Below are 18,250 nucleotides of genomic sequence, written 5' to 3' on the forward strand. Positions count from 1 at the left end.
CCACTTACTTCGAGGATTCCAGTCGACGTATAAGTGCATGAAGCCTGCGCATCGCTTCTTCCACCGTGGAACGTGGACAGGCCACGTTCATCCGCATGAATCCGTCCCCCTCGGAACCGAAGGCAGTGCCGTTATTAAAGGCAAGTCCTGCCTCATTCAACAACAGGTCAACAAGCTGCTCCTGGGGAATGCCCAAGGCACGAAAATCGAGCCACAGCAGGTAGGTTGCTTCCGGGAGATGAACCCCCACCTGCGGCAAATGTTCGGAGACATATTGCTGCACAAAATCCATGTTTCCTTGGACATACATGAGGCAGTCGTCCAGCCAGTCTTCGGCACCGTTATATGCCGCTTCCGTGGCGACGGCGCCAAAGGTGCTGATGCTTGATAGCCCCATCGTTTGCACGCCTTGGCTGAATATTTCGCGAAGCTTGGCATTCGGAATAATGATGTTGGAGGTGCTAAGCCCCGGAATGTTGAACGTTTTGCTTGGGGCTGTGCAAATGATGCTTCGCTCGGCGATCTCGGCCGAAACCAGCGAAAGCGGAGTATGCGTTCCGCGTTGGTGCACAAGGTCGGCATGGATTTCGTCCGAAACGATGAGCACGTTGTATTGCAGGCATAGCTCGGACAGTTTTTCCAATTCCTCCCGTGTCCAAACCCGTCCAACCGGGTTATGCGGGCTGCACAGAATTAGCATTTTGACACGTCCGGTTTGCAGGCAGGATTCCAGTTGCTCCAGATCCATGGAATAATGGCCGTTTTCCAGTTTTAACGGGTTGGTCATCAGTTCCCGGTCCTGGCCGCGCACTACCTGGTAAAATGGCGCGTATACCGGGGTTTGGATAACGACGGCATCTCCCGGTTCGGTGAAACGCTGCACCGCAATGCTCAAAGCCGGCACAATTCCCGGCGTAAACACGATCCACTCGTCCTGAATGTGCCAGCCGTGACGTCGCTGCATCCAGCCCCGCACAGCCTCGTGATAATCACGGGTACGCACAGTATAACCATAGACCCCATGCTGCACGCGGCGTTGGAGTGCCTGTACGACAGATGGCGGCGCAGCGAAATCCATGTCTGCGACCCACATCGGCAGCGCGTCCGCAACGCCGAATATTTCCTCCAGCGCATCCCATTTTTCCGAACCGGAGGCAAGCCGATTAATCGGTTCGTCAAATGTATTCTTTTTCAATGGAAAATCCCCCTTCAAATCCGTTCTTGCGACACTAATCGACAGACTATTATCTGATAAATTCGTCGATTGCGCAACCGTCTCCCATAGGTTTAGGTCATTCCTGTATCTGCAAAATCGAGGGGATTTATTCGCTTGTGCGGCATTACAGGGCGCCAAAAAAACAACCACCGCAAGGCATCCTCCGAAATATAGGAGATCAGCCGTGGTGGTTGTTCATCTTGCCGATATTTTATAAATGCTCGTTAAACCAGCCGACGATGTGTTCCAGCCGCCGCACTCTCAGGTACGGATTGCCGCCGCGGGACAGTTCGTGATTCGCGCCGGGAAAGCGGACCAAACGCGTCTTTTGCCCGCGTCGCTTCAAGGCGATGAATAACTGCTCTGCCTGTTCGATCGGGCAGCGGAGGTCTTGCTCTCCGTGCAAAATCAGCAGCGGCGTTTGGATCTGTCCCACATAAGCAAGAGGGGAGTGCTTCCACAGCTTTTCCGTATCTTCCCAAGCGTTGCCGCCAATCTGGTCTTCCGTGAAATAGTATCCGATATCGCTGACTCCGTAGAAGGAGAGCCAATTGGAGATGGAGCGCTGCGTAACTGCGGCCTTGAAGCGGTTCGTATGCCCAACGATCCAGTTGGTCATGAAGCCGCCGTAACTGCCTCCCGTTACGCCCAATCGGGATTCGTCGATGTACGGGTATGCGGATAAAGCGTAGTCCAAAGCTTCCATCAAATCGCGATAATCCCCGCCTCCGTAATCCCCGCGGCATGCGTTAACGAACTGCTGCCCATAGCCCAAACCGCCACGAGGGTTAAGGTAGACGACGGCATAACCTTGCGCGGCGAGCATTTGGAATTCATGCATAAACGTGAAGCCGTACATCATGTGCGGACCCCCGTGGATCTCCAAAATGGTTGGCACTTTGACGTCCTTGGTCGTATGTGCGGGTTTCATGATCCATCCCTGCAAACGCAGTCCGTCCGAAGCATCGAACCAAAACGTTTCAGGAGTGCAGACACCGATTTCTTTCCCCAATTGCGGGTTGCTGCAAGTCAGTTGCACAGGCTCCTGTTCCGATGCTTTGCTGTGTTCGTACAGATAAATATCACCCGGATTCAGGACATCGGCTTGAGCGGCAATGATCGATCCGTCAGGCAATTCCGCGAACTGATAAATTTCCTTTTCCGCAGGCAGCAGGTATTCCCCATGACGTCCATCCAGCGGGAATCGGGCAACGCGTACGCTGCCATGAACGGTGGCCAGGCACAAAATCGTTGAGCCATCCCGTGTATATACCGGTCCGGTCGTGGTAAGTGTTGATCGCATGTCGCCAACGATGGCATGACCGAGCTGAACATCCCAATCCTTGCTCACACAGCGAAGTTCCCCACCTGAAGCAGGAAGGACATATAACTTGGTGAGCGTGGCATTGCCATAAGAACGGTCGTTGGCAAACAGCGCGATGGACCCTGAATCCGGCGCAAAGGCCAAACGGCTGAATTGATAGCCCTCCGGCGTCAGTTGCTGGACATCCGAACCGTCCGGACGGGCAAGGTAAACATGGTTAGTCATTGAAAAGTCGTTGTTGTCCTCGCCCGCCTTTGGCATTTGGGTGATCCAGGCGATGCTGGACCCGTCGGGTGACCATGCATAGTCAGCCACATCGAAATGGCCGGAAGTGACCTGCCGGGATTCGCCTCCGTCTACAGGTATAACAAAGAGGTGAGCTCGCTGCCCATTCCACAACCCGCTGGCATCGGATTTCATCCGGATTCGATCCACTACGAGTTCCCGCAGCGGTTTGTCCGGTTCATCCGCATCCTCTCCGGCTCCCGTATCCGGTTTTACGGATGATTTCACGAGCAAGGACGAACCGTCGGGCGACCAGCACAGGGAGCTGACACCCTGTTCAAGGTGCGTGACCCGAATCGCCTCTCCGCCATCGGCAGCAATCAGCCACGCTTGGGTTTTGCCTTCATGTTCCCGCAGAAAGGCCAGCCGTGTTCCATCCGGCGACCAGGCAGGCGAGTGATCACGCGTACCTGAGGTGAATGGCCTCTCTTTGAGCTCATCCAGTTCCAAAAGCATCAAGCGGGATACATAGCCATCCTGCTGCTCATTGACCCTGCGGCTAACGTAGACAAGCCGAGTGCCATCGGGAGAGGGGATTGGGTCATGGACCCATGTAATCTGATATAGATCCTCCGGCGTAATGCCACGCTGTTTGCTCAATGTGTCTCCTCCTGCCATTGTTTTATTTTCCTGACCTTTCCATTTATCATAAATCAATGCGCCGACCTGGACAACACTTTAAAATCAAGTAAAGTTTGCGGAAAAGGAATTGCTCACGGGGTGCCGAATCCTAGAAGATATGGCTTGAATGCGGTTGATTTCGATGAAATTCCGCCATGGCGCTGGAAAAGCGTATAGGGTCATCATTCAATCCAATCGTCCAATATCGCTCTGAACAGGCGGGAAAAGGAGGAAGACACATGACCAGAAACAAAGCAGAAGCACGAACGGTGCGGCTTCCTGATGGAACGGAATTGCCGGCCATCGGGCAAGGCACTTGGTATATGGGCGAAAGCATCCATCAACGTGATGATGAGGTGAGAGCGCTGCAGAGCGGACTGGCGCTGGGCATGACGCTGATCGATACGGCGGAGATGTATGCCGACGGTAGAGCGGAAGAAGTGACGGGCGAGGCTATAAAGGGCCGTCGGGACGAAGCATTTATCGTTTCGAAAGTGTATCCCCATCATGCCGGTCGCAAGCACATGCAGACTGCCTGCGAGAACAGCCTGAAACGGTTGAACACGGATCGGATCGACTTGTATTTGCTGCATTGGCGCGGTCATATACCGCTGGAAGAGACGGTGCAGGAATTGGAGCGGCTGAAGAAGTCCGGCAAAATTTTGCGTTGGGGCGTCTCCAATCTGGATACGGAAGACATGGAAGAATTATGGCGCATACACGGCGGAGAACAGTGCGCTGCCAATCAGGTGCTGTACCATGCCGCTTCGCGCGGGATCGAGCATGATTTGCTGCCGTGGCAGCGGGAGCGCCTCATCCCCGTAATGGCTTACTGTCCTCTTGCCCAAGGGGGACGATTGCGCCGGGATCTGTTGGAGCACCCGGTCATTCGGGATATCGCCTCGGCCCGATCGGTGCGACCGGCCCAGATTGCGCTATCCTGGGTTATACGAGACGGTGACGTGCTAGCTATTCCGAAAGCGGTGCAGCCGGACCATGTGGCAGACAATGCCGCCGCGATGGACATCGTCCTGACGGCTGAAGAATTGGAACGGATCAACGAGGCTTTCCCCGCACCGGGGCGCAAAGTCCCGCTGGATATGGTCTAGTTCTTTTTTTGAACATCAATGGAACAGGAAATGATTGAAGGGCAGATGTATGCATCTGCTCTTTTTTCATGGGTGCGAACTGCTTTTTATTGAAAATTAGAAAATGGGCTTTACAGTAATAGAATACCAGTGTACTATGTAACTAACACACCGTTACAGAAAGGAGAGACACGATATGGCTATGGAATTTGACAATAACTTGCCGATTTATTTGCAGATTATGCAGCATATCAAAAAACAAATCGTGACCGGAAAACTCAAGGCCGGCGACAAGATTCCTTCGGTTCGCGAGCTTGCGGCGGAATTGCAGATTAATCCCAATACCGTGCAGCGCACGTTCCAGGAGCTTGAGCGGGAAGAAGTGGTGGAAACCAGGCGCGGACTGGGCAGATACGTGACTAGCGAGGAGGCGAAAATCATGACGATCAAAAAAGAGATGGCCGGCGAACTGTTGGAGCGGTTCCTGACCGGCATGCAGGAGCTTGGCATCGAAGATCGGGATATTGTGGCCATTGTGGCGGACGCCGTTGCCGAAGGGCAGCAGGGAAAGGGAGGAACTGGACATGAGCAGCATTCTTGAACTAAGCAATGTCAGCAAAAACTATGGCAGCAAAAGGGCGCTTCGCGATGTTTCGCTGCGCATTGAACCCGGCAAGATCGTCGGTTTGTTGGGCAGCAATGGCAGCGGCAAAAGTACGCTGATGAAGCTGGCTGCAGGTCTGCTGCATCCGAGCAGCGGAACGATTGAGATCAACGGCAGGCCCGTTGGACTGGAAACGAAAACCTTGGTGTCGTTTATGCCGGATCGGCCCTTGACCGAAAGCTGGATGAAGGTGCGTGATGCCGTGGCTTATTTCCGGGATTTCTTTCCGGATTTTGATGAAGCAAAGGCCCGTGAAATGCTTGCTTTCATGAAGCTTGATGCCGGGGAACGGGTACGCAATCTGTCCAAAGGCATGAATGAACGCCTGCAGCTGACCTTGGCGCTTTCCCGGAAAGCACATCTTTACTTGCTCGATGAGCCGATCGCAGGGGTGGACCCGGTGGCCCGTGGCAAAATACTGGATGCCATCGTCAAGTTCTACGACGAAGATAGCAGTCTGATCATATCGACGCATCTTGTCAGTGATATCGAACGGATCTTCGATGAGGTTGTATTTATACGTGAAGGCGAAATGTTAATGAAGGAAGAGGTGGAGACACTTCGTCTCCAGCACGGGAAAAGCGTGGATGACATGTTCAAGGAGGTATATGCGGAATGATGACATTGCTGAAATACGATTTTAGAAAAAACCTCAACAGGTTGCTTGCCTCGCTCGTGGTATTGGCCGCGATTCAGGTTGCTATGGCGCTTTTCTTCCCAGCGCAGCAGGAGATTTTGGCGGTATTCAGTTATGTTGGCGTGGGCGTAGCCATCTTCATCAAAGTCATCCGCACCTATCTGTCCAACCTGAGATCGTACAGTCGAAGGCTTGTACCGGTACATGGATTGTCCCACGTCCTGTCACCGTTGTTGTTCGGCACGATATGCGGACTGGTTTTGCTTGGTTTGGCCGCCATTCATTTCTATATTTATAAAGCAGCGCACGGTACGCCAGGCCTCGGCTACTTTATTGAAATGATGGGATTTGGGCCTTCGAAGGTGGCCGCGATTATCCTTTTTGCTTGGTGGGTCGCGATGTTCATGGCCATTACGATTTTCCTGTCGATTTCCATTGCAGGGGCGTTCCGCTGGAAAACCGGCCCTTGGATCGGCATTCTTGCGTTTTTCGTGTTAACCAACGTGGTTTCGTGGCTGGATAACATCATTTTCTCGGGACGGATCAATCCGATGGATGTTTTCGTTGTAACGGAAAGCAGCAGCGAAATTTCCATTGTCTCCACGAATTTTGGCTGGGATTCGATGGTGTGGGGCCATATCGTCTTTGAAGTGGCGTTGGCTGCCATCTTTGTGGGTGTGACGGTTTATCTTAACCATCGGAGGGTGGAAGCCTGAGTGAATGAAACCATTCCCCCTCTTATACGTAAAAAATGATATATTGTCTTTTTTGGCAGAAATGTTAATTTTGTCGCATAAGGAGGGGGATCATGGAACTTTACTTCAGGGATAACTTCTTCAATGCCGGTTATACGGAGATCATGAATCATGCACAGGAACAGGCCGGTTATTTGGATCTGAAAAGCGCATGGGGTTCATCGCTGGATGTTTACGACCGATCCGGCCTGGCGTGCAGCGGGAAATTCCGCATGCTCAGCAACCGATGGGAGATCGATCGCGCGGATGGGTACCCGCTCGGCGTGCTGAGGGCCAGATTCAGTTTCTTCAGCAAAAAGTACGAATACGATGCCGGGCAGCGCGGCATATATGACGTGAATGCGCCTGCGTTTTCCCAGGATTACGAGATCGCGGGCACGGATGGAAGCGTGGTTGCGCGCTTTCAGCGAACGAGTGGATGGTTCAGTTCGGGCGCTTTTATGCTAAGCAATACATCCGATCAGCTCGATAGCTATGAATTGGTCGCCGTGGTCATGGGCGTACATGCTATCAACAAAAGACGTAACTCGGCCGCATCCAGCAGCAGTACGTAGCATCATAGCGTATTTACGGAGCGGCCATGAAGAAAAGCCCTGGCATAGAGCAGGGCTTTTTGGCATGTTTTCCGTTCGGTATGGAGAGTGGGCTGAGCCTTCCCAAGGATATGCTAAACGCTGCCGCTGATTTCCTTTTTTTCAATGGAGCTGTTGTTCATGCCCCTGGATTTCCTATCCTTTTCATTGCCGATCTCCTCCATGTCACTTTCGGCATACCGAGCCAATACTTTGGCTGCCGTTTCGGACATGCGTCCACGTAAGACCTCATCCTCGATGATGCGTACGCGTTTGCCCAGAAAGCGCATTTTGGATAGGACATAATCGATTTCGCCGCGAGGCACGCTAAGCTCAGTCCGATAAGTTTGTGTAGGCTCATCGTACGTGACTTGTTTCTCGAAGCAGGAGAAGGCGTACAGAATACGCGACAATTCGGGGTTGTATTCAGGCAGCACTTCAATGGTGATGCTTGTTTTTCGGCGGTCGGTCAACAGGGCAATCTGCCTGTTGTAGCGGCCGATATCTTCAGGGTTCAACTCCACGGGCTCTATGGCCACGATGCTGTGCAGTTTGGTAGCCATCAGTTTGCGATAACGCGGAGCGTACCACAGGACATACCATTCCTTTTTGACCATGGAATATTCGAGGCGATACGGGTATCCCAGCTGATCATGGCTGACGCGCCCGTGACGCACCCGGCCTGTCAGCCGGAAGCCCTGCCGCTTCAGCAGCATCTCGCGCAGCGGTTTCAACAGCGGATGATGGACGCTGGCTTCCTCGCTTTTTGCTTTTTCGGTCAAATACTCGCCAAGGTGCATGTCTTGCTCCCCGTCCAGCATGTGCACCAGCTTCTCGCGTGTCTGCGGGGTCAGCGCGCCTTGCGCCGACGGGTGATCCAGCATCATGCGAAGCCAGGCGCGTTCCTGCGCCGTCCAGGTAAACAGTCCGGTTTCATTCAGCTTCGTCATCATCTGGTAATTGAACATTTTCTCGAACAGGTTCATAATACGCCGCAATCTCCTTCCATTCCTGGATCATTTCCTGCCGCAGCCTGCGCGGCTCCAGCACTTCGCAGCTGGAACCGAAGCTGCGCAGCCATGGCTTGATTTCCGTTGTGCCGTTGACCTGGATTTCGTAGAGGAAAGATTCGTCCGTTTCCGGCGTGATCGTTCCCCATTGTCCTTGCAGCCGAACGCGATCCAGTATGAAATTGCGTTCGTTGTGCAAAGGATGGAAGAAACGTACCTTTACCGTTACCGGTTGGCCCGTGTCCACAAGCCAGCTATAGCGGCTAAGTTCTGCCCATTCCTGCTTCAGCCGACTCATGTATTTTTCTTCGATGTCATCCTGTTCCTCCAGTTGGGTAATGCCTTCCATCCGGAATTTGACGAATCTGCGTCTTCCCTGATAGCCGATGACATACCATCGTCCGTACTGGTGGTCGTATACAATCTCCAGCGGGATGATGCGATTGAGCCGTCCGCCCGATTCGCGCTCGAACAACGGATTTGTATTCTGCGAGCTGTAACTGGACGGTTTTTTGGGCGAGTAGTATATGAACTGTACCCTTTTGCGCTCCCGGATGGCAGCAAGGAGAGGATACAAATGGGCTTCGTCGAGAATGCGCGAGTAATAATGATACTTGTAAATGAACGGGTCCATCGCTTCTTCTTGCGGATAACTCGCGGCAATGGCCTTTTTTAGACTGTCGCGCAGCAGGTAGCCCTGTACCGACGGAACCTGAGTATTCGCCATAATATCCACAAAATCGTACAGCTCCAGTTGTTCCTCTGCCGTCAGTTCCGTCAGCGCGTCCTGTTCCAGCTTGTAGCGATATGGCCTGCCGCCGGGCTGCTTGCGAATGACCCCGACTTCTTCCAGGTATTTCAGGTCGGAACGGATCGTTTTTTCGTCGGGCAGCGCCATGTCTTCAGGCATTCCCTCGCAGCAAGCATCCAGCAGCTCCATGGCAGTAAGCGGTTCATCCTGAAGGGCATGCAAAATAACGGATAAGCGCTGTACCTCGGTTTCTTTCATCGATTTGGCCCGGTACAGAAACAGCAACAGAGGCTCTGCGGAATCCCCGTATTGGAACCGGATGAGGTCTGCTATTTCGACTCCTTGTTCAGGCGCGCTTTGCTGCTCTGCGACGGTTTGCACGATTTCCTTTAAACGGCGGGTCGTTTTGTCGAACGTATGTATAGATATGCCAAGTCTCTCTGCGTATTGCTTGCGGCTGTAAGCCCCGCTTGTCAGCGAGAGCATGCGAAGAAACTGGATTTCCTTGTCAAAGCTTTCTTTGGCCATGCGTTTCACTCCCCAATGGCTTATGTCGGGTGGGGCCGACCCGAATGCCCGACGTTGCCTGTTTGCTGCTGTTTATCCTCTATTGTAACAGGCTTCCCGGCATGTTTCATGAAAGAGTGCCCATATTGTAAATATTGAAACTGCATTAATCAATCACACTAGGCCACTACGAGTGCAGTACCATCTTCCGATCGCTGTTATCCCCAGATTTTTTTGAATCCCCCTTTTCTAAGGGAAAAATCCGGTGATAAAGGCGAACGCTTCGCTTCTTCAGATTGGTTCTGCCTCTTCGTTAACGTGTGTATGTTTTTACAGTTTATATAGATGCATTTAACGGACATCTCGCCATACTTTCGCCATGTTCCCTCACGCGCGCGCGAGGCATAATGATGAGGAAGAGCCAGTGAACGATGAACCATTGAAGCACGAACCATTGAAGCACGAACCATGGTGCGGAAGGAGTTGAACTAGATGAACATGAACATTCAAGAAGAGATGAAACACACGATACGGCAGGAACTGGAGCGAATCGAACGGGACGAGCAGGTGAAAATCATCTATGCCTGCGAATCAGGCAGCCGTGCATGGGGTTTTCCCTCGCAGGACAGCGACTACGATGTGCGTTTCTTATACGTCAGGCCTTTGGAATGGTATCTCTCTATCGAAGAACAGAGGGATGTGATCGAAGTTCCGATCAGCGATCAGCTCGACATCAATGGCTGGGATTTGCGCAAAGCGTTGAAACTGTTCCGCAAGTCAAACCCGCCGCTGCTGGAATGGCTGCAATCCCCGATCCAATACGATGAACGGTATAGCGTAGCCGAACGTATTCGTGGGTTGTCGCCGCTTACCTTTTCGCCAAAGTCATGCATGTACCATTACCTGAACATGGCCAAAGGGAATTTTCGCGATTACTTGCAGGGCGAACGCGTCAAGATCAAAAAGTATTTTTACGTGCTGCGGCCATTGCTGGCCTGCGGTTGGATCGAACGCCACAATACGATGCCGCCGATGGAATTTGGGCAGCTCGTAGAAGAGTTAATTCCGGCAGACACGCTTTTATACTCCGAAATTACAGAGTTGTTGCGGCGAAAGAAATCCGGCGACGAGCTTGATCTGGAGCCCCAGCTGCCGGCCATTCACTCCTTTCTGAAGGAACGGATCGCGTGGTATGAACAGCGTGCAGCCGCCATGGCCCATGAAACGGTCGTCGATGTTGCCGAGCTGGATCGTATTTTCCGTGCCGCGCTGGATGAGGTATGGGCAGCATCGGAGTAAATTCGAGCGGTACATCAATGAATTGCAAGGAGGCGAATTTGAATGCATCTCATGATCAGGGCTAGCGGAGACGGCGCGGGTGCCGTTTCGCATTTGCTCGCCAAACATCCGCAGAACGTCTATGATCGGACGGACAAAGGCGTTCGCGTCAGAATGGTGTACACCAGGGACGAAGAGAACGATACAGAAGTGTTGATTCATGCCGAGCCGGACCCGGTGGATTTGGTTAAAGGCACGCCGGAAGGCTACGATATCACGCAATATATCAATGACCGGGAGTTTGTGACGAGCAGCTTGTTTTGCTCCTACATTCGCTCTGCACTCGGAACTGCATTAAACGGCAAACCGAAGGAGCCTTATCTGCAGTGGGTGGAGCATCCGTTTGACCTGGAGCTGACCTTTGGCCCGGTTGCCTCGGATCTGCCGGATAACGTGGTGGAAGGCTTATTTTCTCATGTCGGGTATGAGGTGTCCGTGGAGCGCGGCGAGTTATCCTATGCGTTCGAGTTGAAAAAAAGAAGCACGGTGCGCCGCATTTCCCTGCGCGGGAAAGCGACGGTACAGAATGCCCTGCGCCAGTTGTTCGTACTGATTCCGGTGTTGGACGATTACAAGCACTATTTCATCGGAGAGGACGAAATCGATAAGCTGAGACGATACGGCAGCGGGTGGTTGGACGAACATCCGTTGAAGGAACTGATCGTGCGCCGCACGTTGAGGTTCTCCGATCTGATCCGGCAGTATGAACGAGTTGCCGGGCCAATTTCGGCAGTGCGTGCAGTAGAGCAGAAGGAGGAAGGCCCAGACATGGAAAGCCCGGACATGGAATCGCCCCAAGAGCGGCCTGTTCGCTTGAATGAGCTGCGCTACCGGACGATTGTCGATATGGTGGCCGAGCTTCCGGCACGCAAGCGCATCGTGGACATGGGTGCCGGGGAAGGCAAGCTGTCTGCGCGGCTGGCCTATATGGCCGGCGTGGAATCCATTCTGGCCGTGGAACCTTCCGGACAGTCCCGCCTGCGAGCCATGGAACGCTTCGCGAAGCTGGAGGAGCGCAGGGATGTCGTCGCTTTGCCGGAGGCCGTGATTGGATCCCTGTTTTATTTTGACGAACAAATGCAAGACCAGGACGTCATGATATTGTGTGAAGTCATCGAGCATGTCGAGGAGTATCGCCTTAGCGGCATCATGGAGATGCTCTTGCATGATTATCGGCCTAAAGCGCTTATCGTAACAACGCCGAATCGAGAGTATAATGCTGTCTACGAAATGGAGCAGGGGAGCATGCGGCATCACGATCACCGATTCGAGTGGAGCCGGGCTGAGCTGGCCGAACGCTGCAAGGCATGGACACGAAATAGCGGCTACACCTACGACATCCGGGGGATCGGGGAAGAAGCAGCCGGTTTCGGGCAACCGACACAGTTGGTGATCTTCACGCAAGGAAAGGAGCGGAACGCATGAAAGAGGATCGGAACACAGATGTCCTGAAGAAGGAAAGAGGGACAGACAAAGATACAAACAAGGATCAAGCTGACGCAAAATCAGTGGATAGGGCACATCACCGCGTGGTTCGCATGCCGCATGCGGGCATCGTCGTGCTGGTCGGGCCATCGGGCAGCGGCAAGACGACGCTGCTGCGGCGGCTCGTTGCCGAAGGTGCCCTTCTGTCTACCGAGGCGGTATCTTCCGACCAGTTCCGCATGCTGATCGGAGACGACGAATACGTGGATTGGCGGAACCGTCCGCGCAGTGAAGCCGACGTCATTTACGCGGAATATCAGCAGGTATCGGCGAAGGCGTTTGAAGCACTGGAGTCGCTTGTCGGCATGCGCTGCCGTTTGAACAAGCTGACGTGGATCGATGCCACGCATCTGTATCCGGAGGACCGTCAACGCTTGGTGGATATTGCCCGCAAGGCGCATGTGCCGGTTATTGCCGTTGTGCTGGACATTCGGGAACAGGAATTGCTGGCGCGTGATGCCGGAAGGGAACATCCGCGCGGACGCCAACGGGTCAAGCAGCAGGTGCAGCAATTCAAACGCACGCAGCGCGGAGTTCGCGAAGACGGCTTTGATGCGGTGTATGTCTTGAAGCAGCCGGACGATATTGCGTTTGTCCGGGGAGAGAACCCGTTGATGGTCGACATCGGCACAGGAATCGATATCATTGGCGACATCCACGGCTGTTACGACGAAATGATGGAGCTGATCGAAAAGCTCGGTTATGTAAATCGCGACGGGGATGGGCTGTTTCGCCATCCGGAAGGCCGCAAGCTGGTCTCGGTAGGCGATGTTACGAGTCGTGGACCGAAGTCTCTCCCAAGCCTAATGTTTTGGCACCAACATTGTGCCGCAGGACTTGCTTACATGGTGGACAGCAACCATGGCTGGAAGATCGCGCGTTATCTGGATGGGCGCAACGTCACGCTTGGCCACGGCGACGAATTGGTCGAGCAGGAATTGCGTCGGTTTGAAGAAGAGCGCGGCGAAGAAGCGGCTCGCCAATTCAAAGACGCATTGAAGCATTTTTTGCAGGAGGCTCCCTCGCATCTCGTATTCACCCGAAACGGCATCAGGCAAGTGGTTGTTGCCCACGCAGGCATTCGGGATCACTTTATCGGCAAACAGTCGGCTCGCATCCAGGATTACTGCCGGTACGGCGACGTGGAGGGCACGGACGCTGCGGGACGGCCGGTGCGCAAGGATTGGTACGTGGACCACAAATCCGGCGAGTGCATCGTGTGGGGTCATGATCCGAGGCCTTACCCCACCATCGTGAACGATACGGTGAACATCGATCAGGGCGTGGTATTCGGCGGCATGCTGACCGCATGGAGGATGCCTGAGCGGCAAGCCGTCAGCGTTCCCGCGCGGCAGGATTACGCGGGGGACCCGGACAGCCCGCTGCGGCGCTGGGAACGGCGGCGGTTCGCCGCGCCGAATCTGCGCAAGTTCACGGAAGGCTTCGCGGTTCAGACGGGCTCGCGGATGAATGTCTCCATTAACGGGGAGCAGGCGAGAGCCGCGATCGATACGTTCTCGCATTTTACCGTACCGCTCGAAGAATTGGTGTATGTGCCGCCTACGATGAGCCCGCCGCCCGGAACCTGCTCCGTCGATGGGTATCTGGAGCATCCACGCGACGCATTTCAGTATTACCGGGCACAGGGAGTGACCCGCATGGTAGCCGAGAAAAAACATATGGGCAGCCGGGCAGTGCTTCTTCTATTCCGGGATGAAGCGGCAGGGCTGCAATGGGTGGGAAGGCCGATGCTGGGCAATATCGTGACGAGGTCAGGCAGATCGTTCTTCGACCCGGAGACGGAACGCGAGGTGCTTTCCCGATTGCACGCGGATCTTCGGGCGAACGGTTACTTTGAACGGCACTCCACCGAGTTTGTGCTGCTGGACGCCGAAATCGTGCCATGGAACCTGAAAGCGCGTGAGTTAATTTCGTCCCAATATGCCCATGTGGCCGAGGCGGCCATGATGGATCGGGACGTATTGCTGGATCAGTTGGGCAAAGCGCTGGCTGCCGGCCGGCATGTGGAAGACTGGGTCCGGGAAACGGAGAGAAAACGCGAAAATGCGGGGCTGTTCCGTGACGTGTTCCAGAAATACTGTTGGGACGTGAATGATCTAAACGATATCGCAATAGCTCCATTTCATGTGTTAGCGCATAGCACCGGAACGTTCTGGGACAAGTCGCACGAGTGGCATATGGAGCAGGGACGCGAACTGGCCGGAATGTCTTCGCTGATCGGAGAGACGGAGTATCGCGTCATTACGAACGAAGCCGAGGAAGAGGAAGCTGTCCGCTGGTGGGAAGAAATGACGGCAGAGGGGCATGAGGGAATCGTGATCAAGCCGGACAGGTTCCGTGCGTGGAACGGCGACAAAATGCTCCAGCCTGCGATCAAAGTTAGGGGGCGTTCCTACCTGCACATCATCTATGGCATGGATTATCTGGCCCCCGACAATCTGGAGCGTCTTCGCAAACGAAGAACGTCCAGAAAGGAGCGTCATGCGCTGATGGAAAGCGCGCTGGGCATGGAAGCGATCGACCGCTTTGTTCGCCGTGAGCCTGTAGAACGCATTCACGAGTGTATATTGGCAGCGCTGGCGCTCGAATCCGAGCGGATCGATCCGCGATTGTAGCGGATGCAGGCAAGTTTATGGGAAAGGGGCCTTGCAAGCTTGCCTTTTTCTTCATGTGATGATTTTCCGGAATGCTGCTTGATAATCACTGTTTTTTTGAGATTGATTCCCGTTGTTCAAAGGTCTTCATCGTCGGATAAACCTGGTTATATTCGTTGATTTGGCGCGAGAGAGGAAGGGAAAACGATGTTCAAAGTGGTGGAAAACGAGTTGGAACTGGTCATGTTTAATGGGATCTGGACTACGGTTTGGGCCGAGAAAGGGTATGAACTGGAATACTCGAAACAATTTCTGGAAAGATATGTCGTCATCACGGAGGAGGGACGCTACGTCGGGACGGCGGAAATCAAGCCCTTTTCCCGAGAAAGTAATATCAATGAAGTATGTGATTTCCAAGATCATCCGCTGATCGCCAATGGTTCCGGGGCGGTTGCCGAAATTGACAAGCTGGCCGTATTATCCTCGCACCGCGGGCCTTATGTTGCCGAACTGTTGTCGGCCGCCGTACAGTTTGCGGAATTTCACCGTTTGAATTGCTTTGTTGCGCTATTGGAACCGATGCTGATCCGAGCGCTGCGAATTTCGTACCATGTTCCCGTAGAGAGGCTTGCGGACCGGATTTTGTACAAAGGGGGGGATGTCATTCCCGCGATTGTTCATGCCGAGGAGGTGTACACTCATCGCAGTCGTTATTCGTGGTTGATTTCTTAAGGCGGACGGCAGGATGAATGGATTCATGTTGAGCGATTGTTTATAAGGAAACCGTTTCAGGGAACGGATCGCCATCCAATCATAGGGACGTTGGTCCGGTTGTGGAAAGGCGAGACCGGGATATTCCGGATACCCAAACGAACCAAAGCCCTATATGATTACCCCCTGATCTGGGAGATAATGATAATGAGCATGTTTTTATTGAAATCTCAGTTAGTAACGATAGGGGGTAACCTGCATGGCATCCATGATTCTGCTGGTCAAACAGGCGGAGGACGATGAGAAGGTTATTTATCGATTCGGGCCGGATGAGCGCAAGATGGGACTTATCGAAATGAATAAGATCAAAGAAAGCGTCAAGGAATTGGAGCCGGTCCGGGTCGAGGGCGTCAATTCAAGCTTTTATTTCAATCGGGCAGCGCAGCGGCTGGTTCGGTATTTGTTTAGGGAAGGCGGGAATTTTCCCGATCGAACGACGTTTGAGTCCTGATTCTTTGCGGCAGGGGGATCACTTCCTTGCAGCTGCCATGTTTTTTGTACACGATCATGAGAAGTTCACATGGATCCTTCGAGGGTTACATGTGAACTTTTTTGCGTTTTTACGCATGTTTGGAATTTGTTTAGAACGGGTTTGTTAAAGTGGGGTTATTGAACTAATAAAATTCAGGACTAAGGTAGTGTTTTCATGATCTGTCATCCTGCTGAATAGTAGGAATGACCTTCATGAACCTCCGATCTGTTGTCGAAGGGAGACAATATTTGTGAACAAGTGGCTTCTGCGTACGACGCTCAGCGTCACCCTGCTCAGTCAGCTTCAGGCGCCTTTTGCTTCCGCGCAAGCGTCGGATCTGCTCTTTTCCGACATTCATCAGGCATCCAATTGGTCATTGGATTCGATTGCCTATTTGAATGAAAAGGGCATTACCCACGGATACGATGACGGAACGTACAAACCGCGCAAACCCATCACCCGCCAGGAAGTGGCCGAACTGCTTGTGCGCGCGCTGCAGCTTCCAACGAGTGCATCGTCGGTAACATTGCCTTCAGACGTTCGTCCGTCCAGTTGGTCTGCCGACAGCATTCAGCGTGTGCTGAACCAGGGATTGATGGGGCGTCCCGATGAGCCTTTTCGTCCTACGGACGTCGTTACCCGGGAAGAGCTGCTGTCGATTTTTGTCCAAGCAACCGGAGTGAAGGGGGAAGGAAAGACTGCGCTGCCTGAAGGTGAAGTAAGCTCTCCCGAGCGTAAACAAAGCATTGAAACGTCTCTGGAGCTTGGGTTGCTGCAAGGGGACGGCCGCAAGCTGGATTTGAACAAACCGACGGAACGGCAAGAAATCGCGGTCTTTTTGACTCGCTTGCTGGAGGCCCTTCAGGAACCGCAAAACCGTGAATTGGAGCTGACGTTCGTAAACGAAAGCATCGTTCGCATCGGTGCCTTCCAATATCCGGTGACGGATGACATGAAGGCACTCTTTACCGCAGGCAACAAAGAGCTGCTTTCCGGTTCGACATTAAAGGTAAAGCTGACCTCCGGTTTCAAGATTCAGGAGATCGTGGATTTGACCGTGCCTGCCTCCAAAAGCAATTTGACCCTTGATGGCGGCGGTCTCCGCGTTTCCGGCAATATCACGATTTTGGGAGACCACATCAAGCTCCAGCATTTGACCGTTGCAGGCAAAATCGTCGCCGGAGGAGCACCTAAAACGTCATTGGAGCTGCACGACGTGACGTCGAATCAACTGGAGCTTGCCACGGCTTCCCAGCTGAGCTTGACAGGAAATTCTTCAATTCAATCTTTGACGGTGAGCCAGACTGCCGTTGACGGATCTTCGATCGTGTTGAAAGAAACCGGCGAGATTAACGACATTATCGTTCCGGACAAACGGCTTGTGCCGAACCTGGTCAAGGATTATGGCATTAACCAGGGCAAAATTCAGCTCATTAATGGACAACCCCGGGAAACGCAAACCGCTGCTTCCGGCGGATCGGGCACCAGTAGCAGTTCTGGAAGCAGCAGTTCCGGGAGCGATAGCAATTCCTCGGCCCCGGTAATCCCAACGATTAACAAAATACAAGAGGTCGACAAAGCGTACGTGCTTCCTGCTCAAGTGTCCGTGCGTTTGGACGGCAACACGACGGTAAACCGGACAGTGGCCTGGACCGCGCCTGAAGGCGTGCAAATTACGGATGGTGCGGTTCACATCAAAGTGCCGGGAGTATACGTACTTTCGGGCAAGGTGGAAGGGGTAGCGGAGAAGGCTCAGCTGAAGCTGGATGTCAGGCTGCCGTTGAAGCTGACGATCGGGAACGAGAACTCCAACATCGTTGTGACAACGCCAGGCGAAGCCAAGACCATCACTTTCACATCGGAGCCTCTCCTTGAAGTGGCCAACAACGTTGAGCATATAAGCTACCTGTTCCAATGGACGGATGAGAACGGCGAACCTTCCAGTCAAGCGAAGTTTATTCGTGCGGAAGGGTATGAGTACGAGAAGCTGGGGAACGGCTGGCTGCTTACCAAAACAGACGATTCTCCGACGACTTCCAAGGAAACGTTGTCCCTTCAAGTGGAATTTGGCGAACCGGGTACCTACAGCGTGAAGATTACTGCCGTTAAGCATGAACATCATGAATACTAAAGGAGTGT

The 18,250-nt window shown here is 53.3% G+C and carries 15 protein-coding genes; 11 read left to right on the forward strand and 4 right to left on the reverse strand.

Features of this window, described 5'->3' with window-relative positions; all coding sequences use genetic code 11:
* Positions 1-4: 4 nt before the first annotated feature.
* Together MKY59_RS05360 and MKY59_RS05365 are read right to left on the reverse strand one after the other, a co-directional pair.
* Positions 5-1,195 (reverse strand): MalY/PatB family protein, encoded by a 1,191-nt coding sequence (locus MKY59_RS05360; protein ID WP_339276421.1) that lies wholly within the window; start codon positions 1,193-1,195, stop codon positions 5-7.
* Between the two features lie 232 nt (positions 1,196-1,427).
* Positions 1,428-3,425, reverse strand: a complete 1,998-nt coding sequence (locus tag MKY59_RS05365; protein WP_339276423.1) for a S9 family peptidase — start codon at positions 3,423-3,425, stop codon at positions 1,428-1,430.
* A 260-nt stretch (positions 3,426-3,685) separates the two neighbouring features.
* Here MKY59_RS05365 and MKY59_RS05370 point away from each other — a divergent pair, with 260 nt between their 5' ends.
* From MKY59_RS05370 to MKY59_RS05390, 5 genes are all read left to right on the forward strand, one after another.
* Entirely contained in the window at positions 3,686-4,555 is an 870-nt protein-coding gene (locus tag MKY59_RS05370) for an aldo/keto reductase (RefSeq protein WP_339276425.1), read from the forward strand.
* Positions 4,556-4,730: 175 nt separating this feature from the next.
* A complete protein-coding gene (locus MKY59_RS05375; protein WP_236420166.1) occupies positions 4,731-5,135 on the forward strand; it encodes a GntR family transcriptional regulator in 405 nt (134 codons plus the stop codon).
* A complete protein-coding gene (locus tag MKY59_RS05380) occupies positions 5,119-5,817 on the forward strand; it encodes an ABC transporter ATP-binding protein (RefSeq protein WP_236420165.1) in 699 nt (232 codons plus the stop codon). Before MKY59_RS05375 ends, MKY59_RS05380 begins: the two co-directional genes overlap by 17 nt.
* Positions 5,814-6,551, forward strand: coding sequence for a hypothetical protein (locus tag MKY59_RS05385; RefSeq protein WP_339276427.1), 738 nt, complete (start codon positions 5,814-5,816; stop codon positions 6,549-6,551). The genes MKY59_RS05380 and MKY59_RS05385 overlap by 4 nt, the downstream gene beginning before the upstream one ends.
* 92 nt (positions 6,552-6,643) lie before the next feature.
* A complete protein-coding gene (locus tag MKY59_RS05390) occupies positions 6,644-7,144 on the forward strand; it encodes a hypothetical protein (RefSeq protein ID WP_339276429.1) in 501 nt (166 codons plus the stop codon).
* A 113-nt stretch (positions 7,145-7,257) separates the two neighbouring features.
* On the opposite strand, the gene MKY59_RS05395 is transcribed toward MKY59_RS05390, so the two are convergent.
* On the reverse strand, positions 7,258-8,148 hold the full coding sequence (locus MKY59_RS05395) for a WYL domain-containing protein (protein WP_339276431.1): 891 nt from the start codon (positions 8,146-8,148) through the stop codon (positions 7,258-7,260).
* Entirely contained in the window at positions 8,096-9,451 is a 1,356-nt protein-coding gene (locus MKY59_RS05400) for a WYL domain-containing transcriptional regulator (RefSeq protein ID WP_339276433.1), read from the reverse strand. The genes MKY59_RS05395 and MKY59_RS05400 overlap by 53 nt, the downstream gene beginning before the upstream one ends.
* A gap of 471 nt (positions 9,452-9,922) precedes the next feature.
* Here MKY59_RS05400 and MKY59_RS05405 point away from each other — a divergent pair, with 471 nt between their 5' ends.
* The 6 genes from MKY59_RS05405 (at position 9,923) to MKY59_RS05430 (ending at position 18,242) form a co-directional block, all read left to right on the forward strand.
* On the forward strand, positions 9,923-10,729 hold the full coding sequence (locus tag MKY59_RS05405) for a nucleotidyltransferase domain-containing protein (RefSeq protein ID WP_339276435.1): 807 nt from the start codon (positions 9,923-9,925) through the stop codon (positions 10,727-10,729).
* 42 nt (positions 10,730-10,771) lie between these two features.
* Positions 10,772-12,193, forward strand: a complete 1,422-nt coding sequence (locus MKY59_RS05410) for a 3' terminal RNA ribose 2'-O-methyltransferase Hen1 (RefSeq protein WP_339276437.1) — start codon at positions 10,772-10,774, stop codon at positions 12,191-12,193.
* 113 nt (positions 12,194-12,306) lie between these two features.
* On the forward strand, positions 12,307-14,889 hold the full coding sequence (locus tag MKY59_RS05415; protein ID WP_339278332.1) for a polynucleotide kinase-phosphatase: 2,583 nt from the start codon (positions 12,307-12,309) through the stop codon (positions 14,887-14,889).
* A gap of 186 nt (positions 14,890-15,075) precedes the next feature.
* Positions 15,076-15,600 (forward strand): GNAT family N-acetyltransferase, encoded by a 525-nt coding sequence (locus tag MKY59_RS05420; protein WP_339276439.1) that lies wholly within the window; start codon positions 15,076-15,078, stop codon positions 15,598-15,600.
* A gap of 238 nt (positions 15,601-15,838) precedes the next feature.
* Positions 15,839-16,090 carry a hypothetical protein gene (locus MKY59_RS05425; RefSeq protein WP_236420157.1) on the forward strand — a complete coding sequence of 84 codons (252 nt, stop codon included), beginning with the start codon at positions 15,839-15,841 and terminating at the stop codon, positions 16,088-16,090.
* 271 nt (positions 16,091-16,361) lie between these two features.
* Entirely contained in the window at positions 16,362-18,242 is a 1,881-nt protein-coding gene (locus MKY59_RS05430) for an S-layer homology domain-containing protein (RefSeq protein WP_339276441.1), read from the forward strand.
* Positions 18,243-18,250: the final 8 nt, after the last annotated feature.

Source organism: Paenibacillus sp. FSL W8-0426, from assembly GCF_037969725.1.
In the GTDB taxonomy this organism is placed as follows: domain Bacteria; phylum Bacillota; class Bacilli; order Paenibacillales; family Paenibacillaceae; genus Paenibacillus; species Paenibacillus hubeiensis.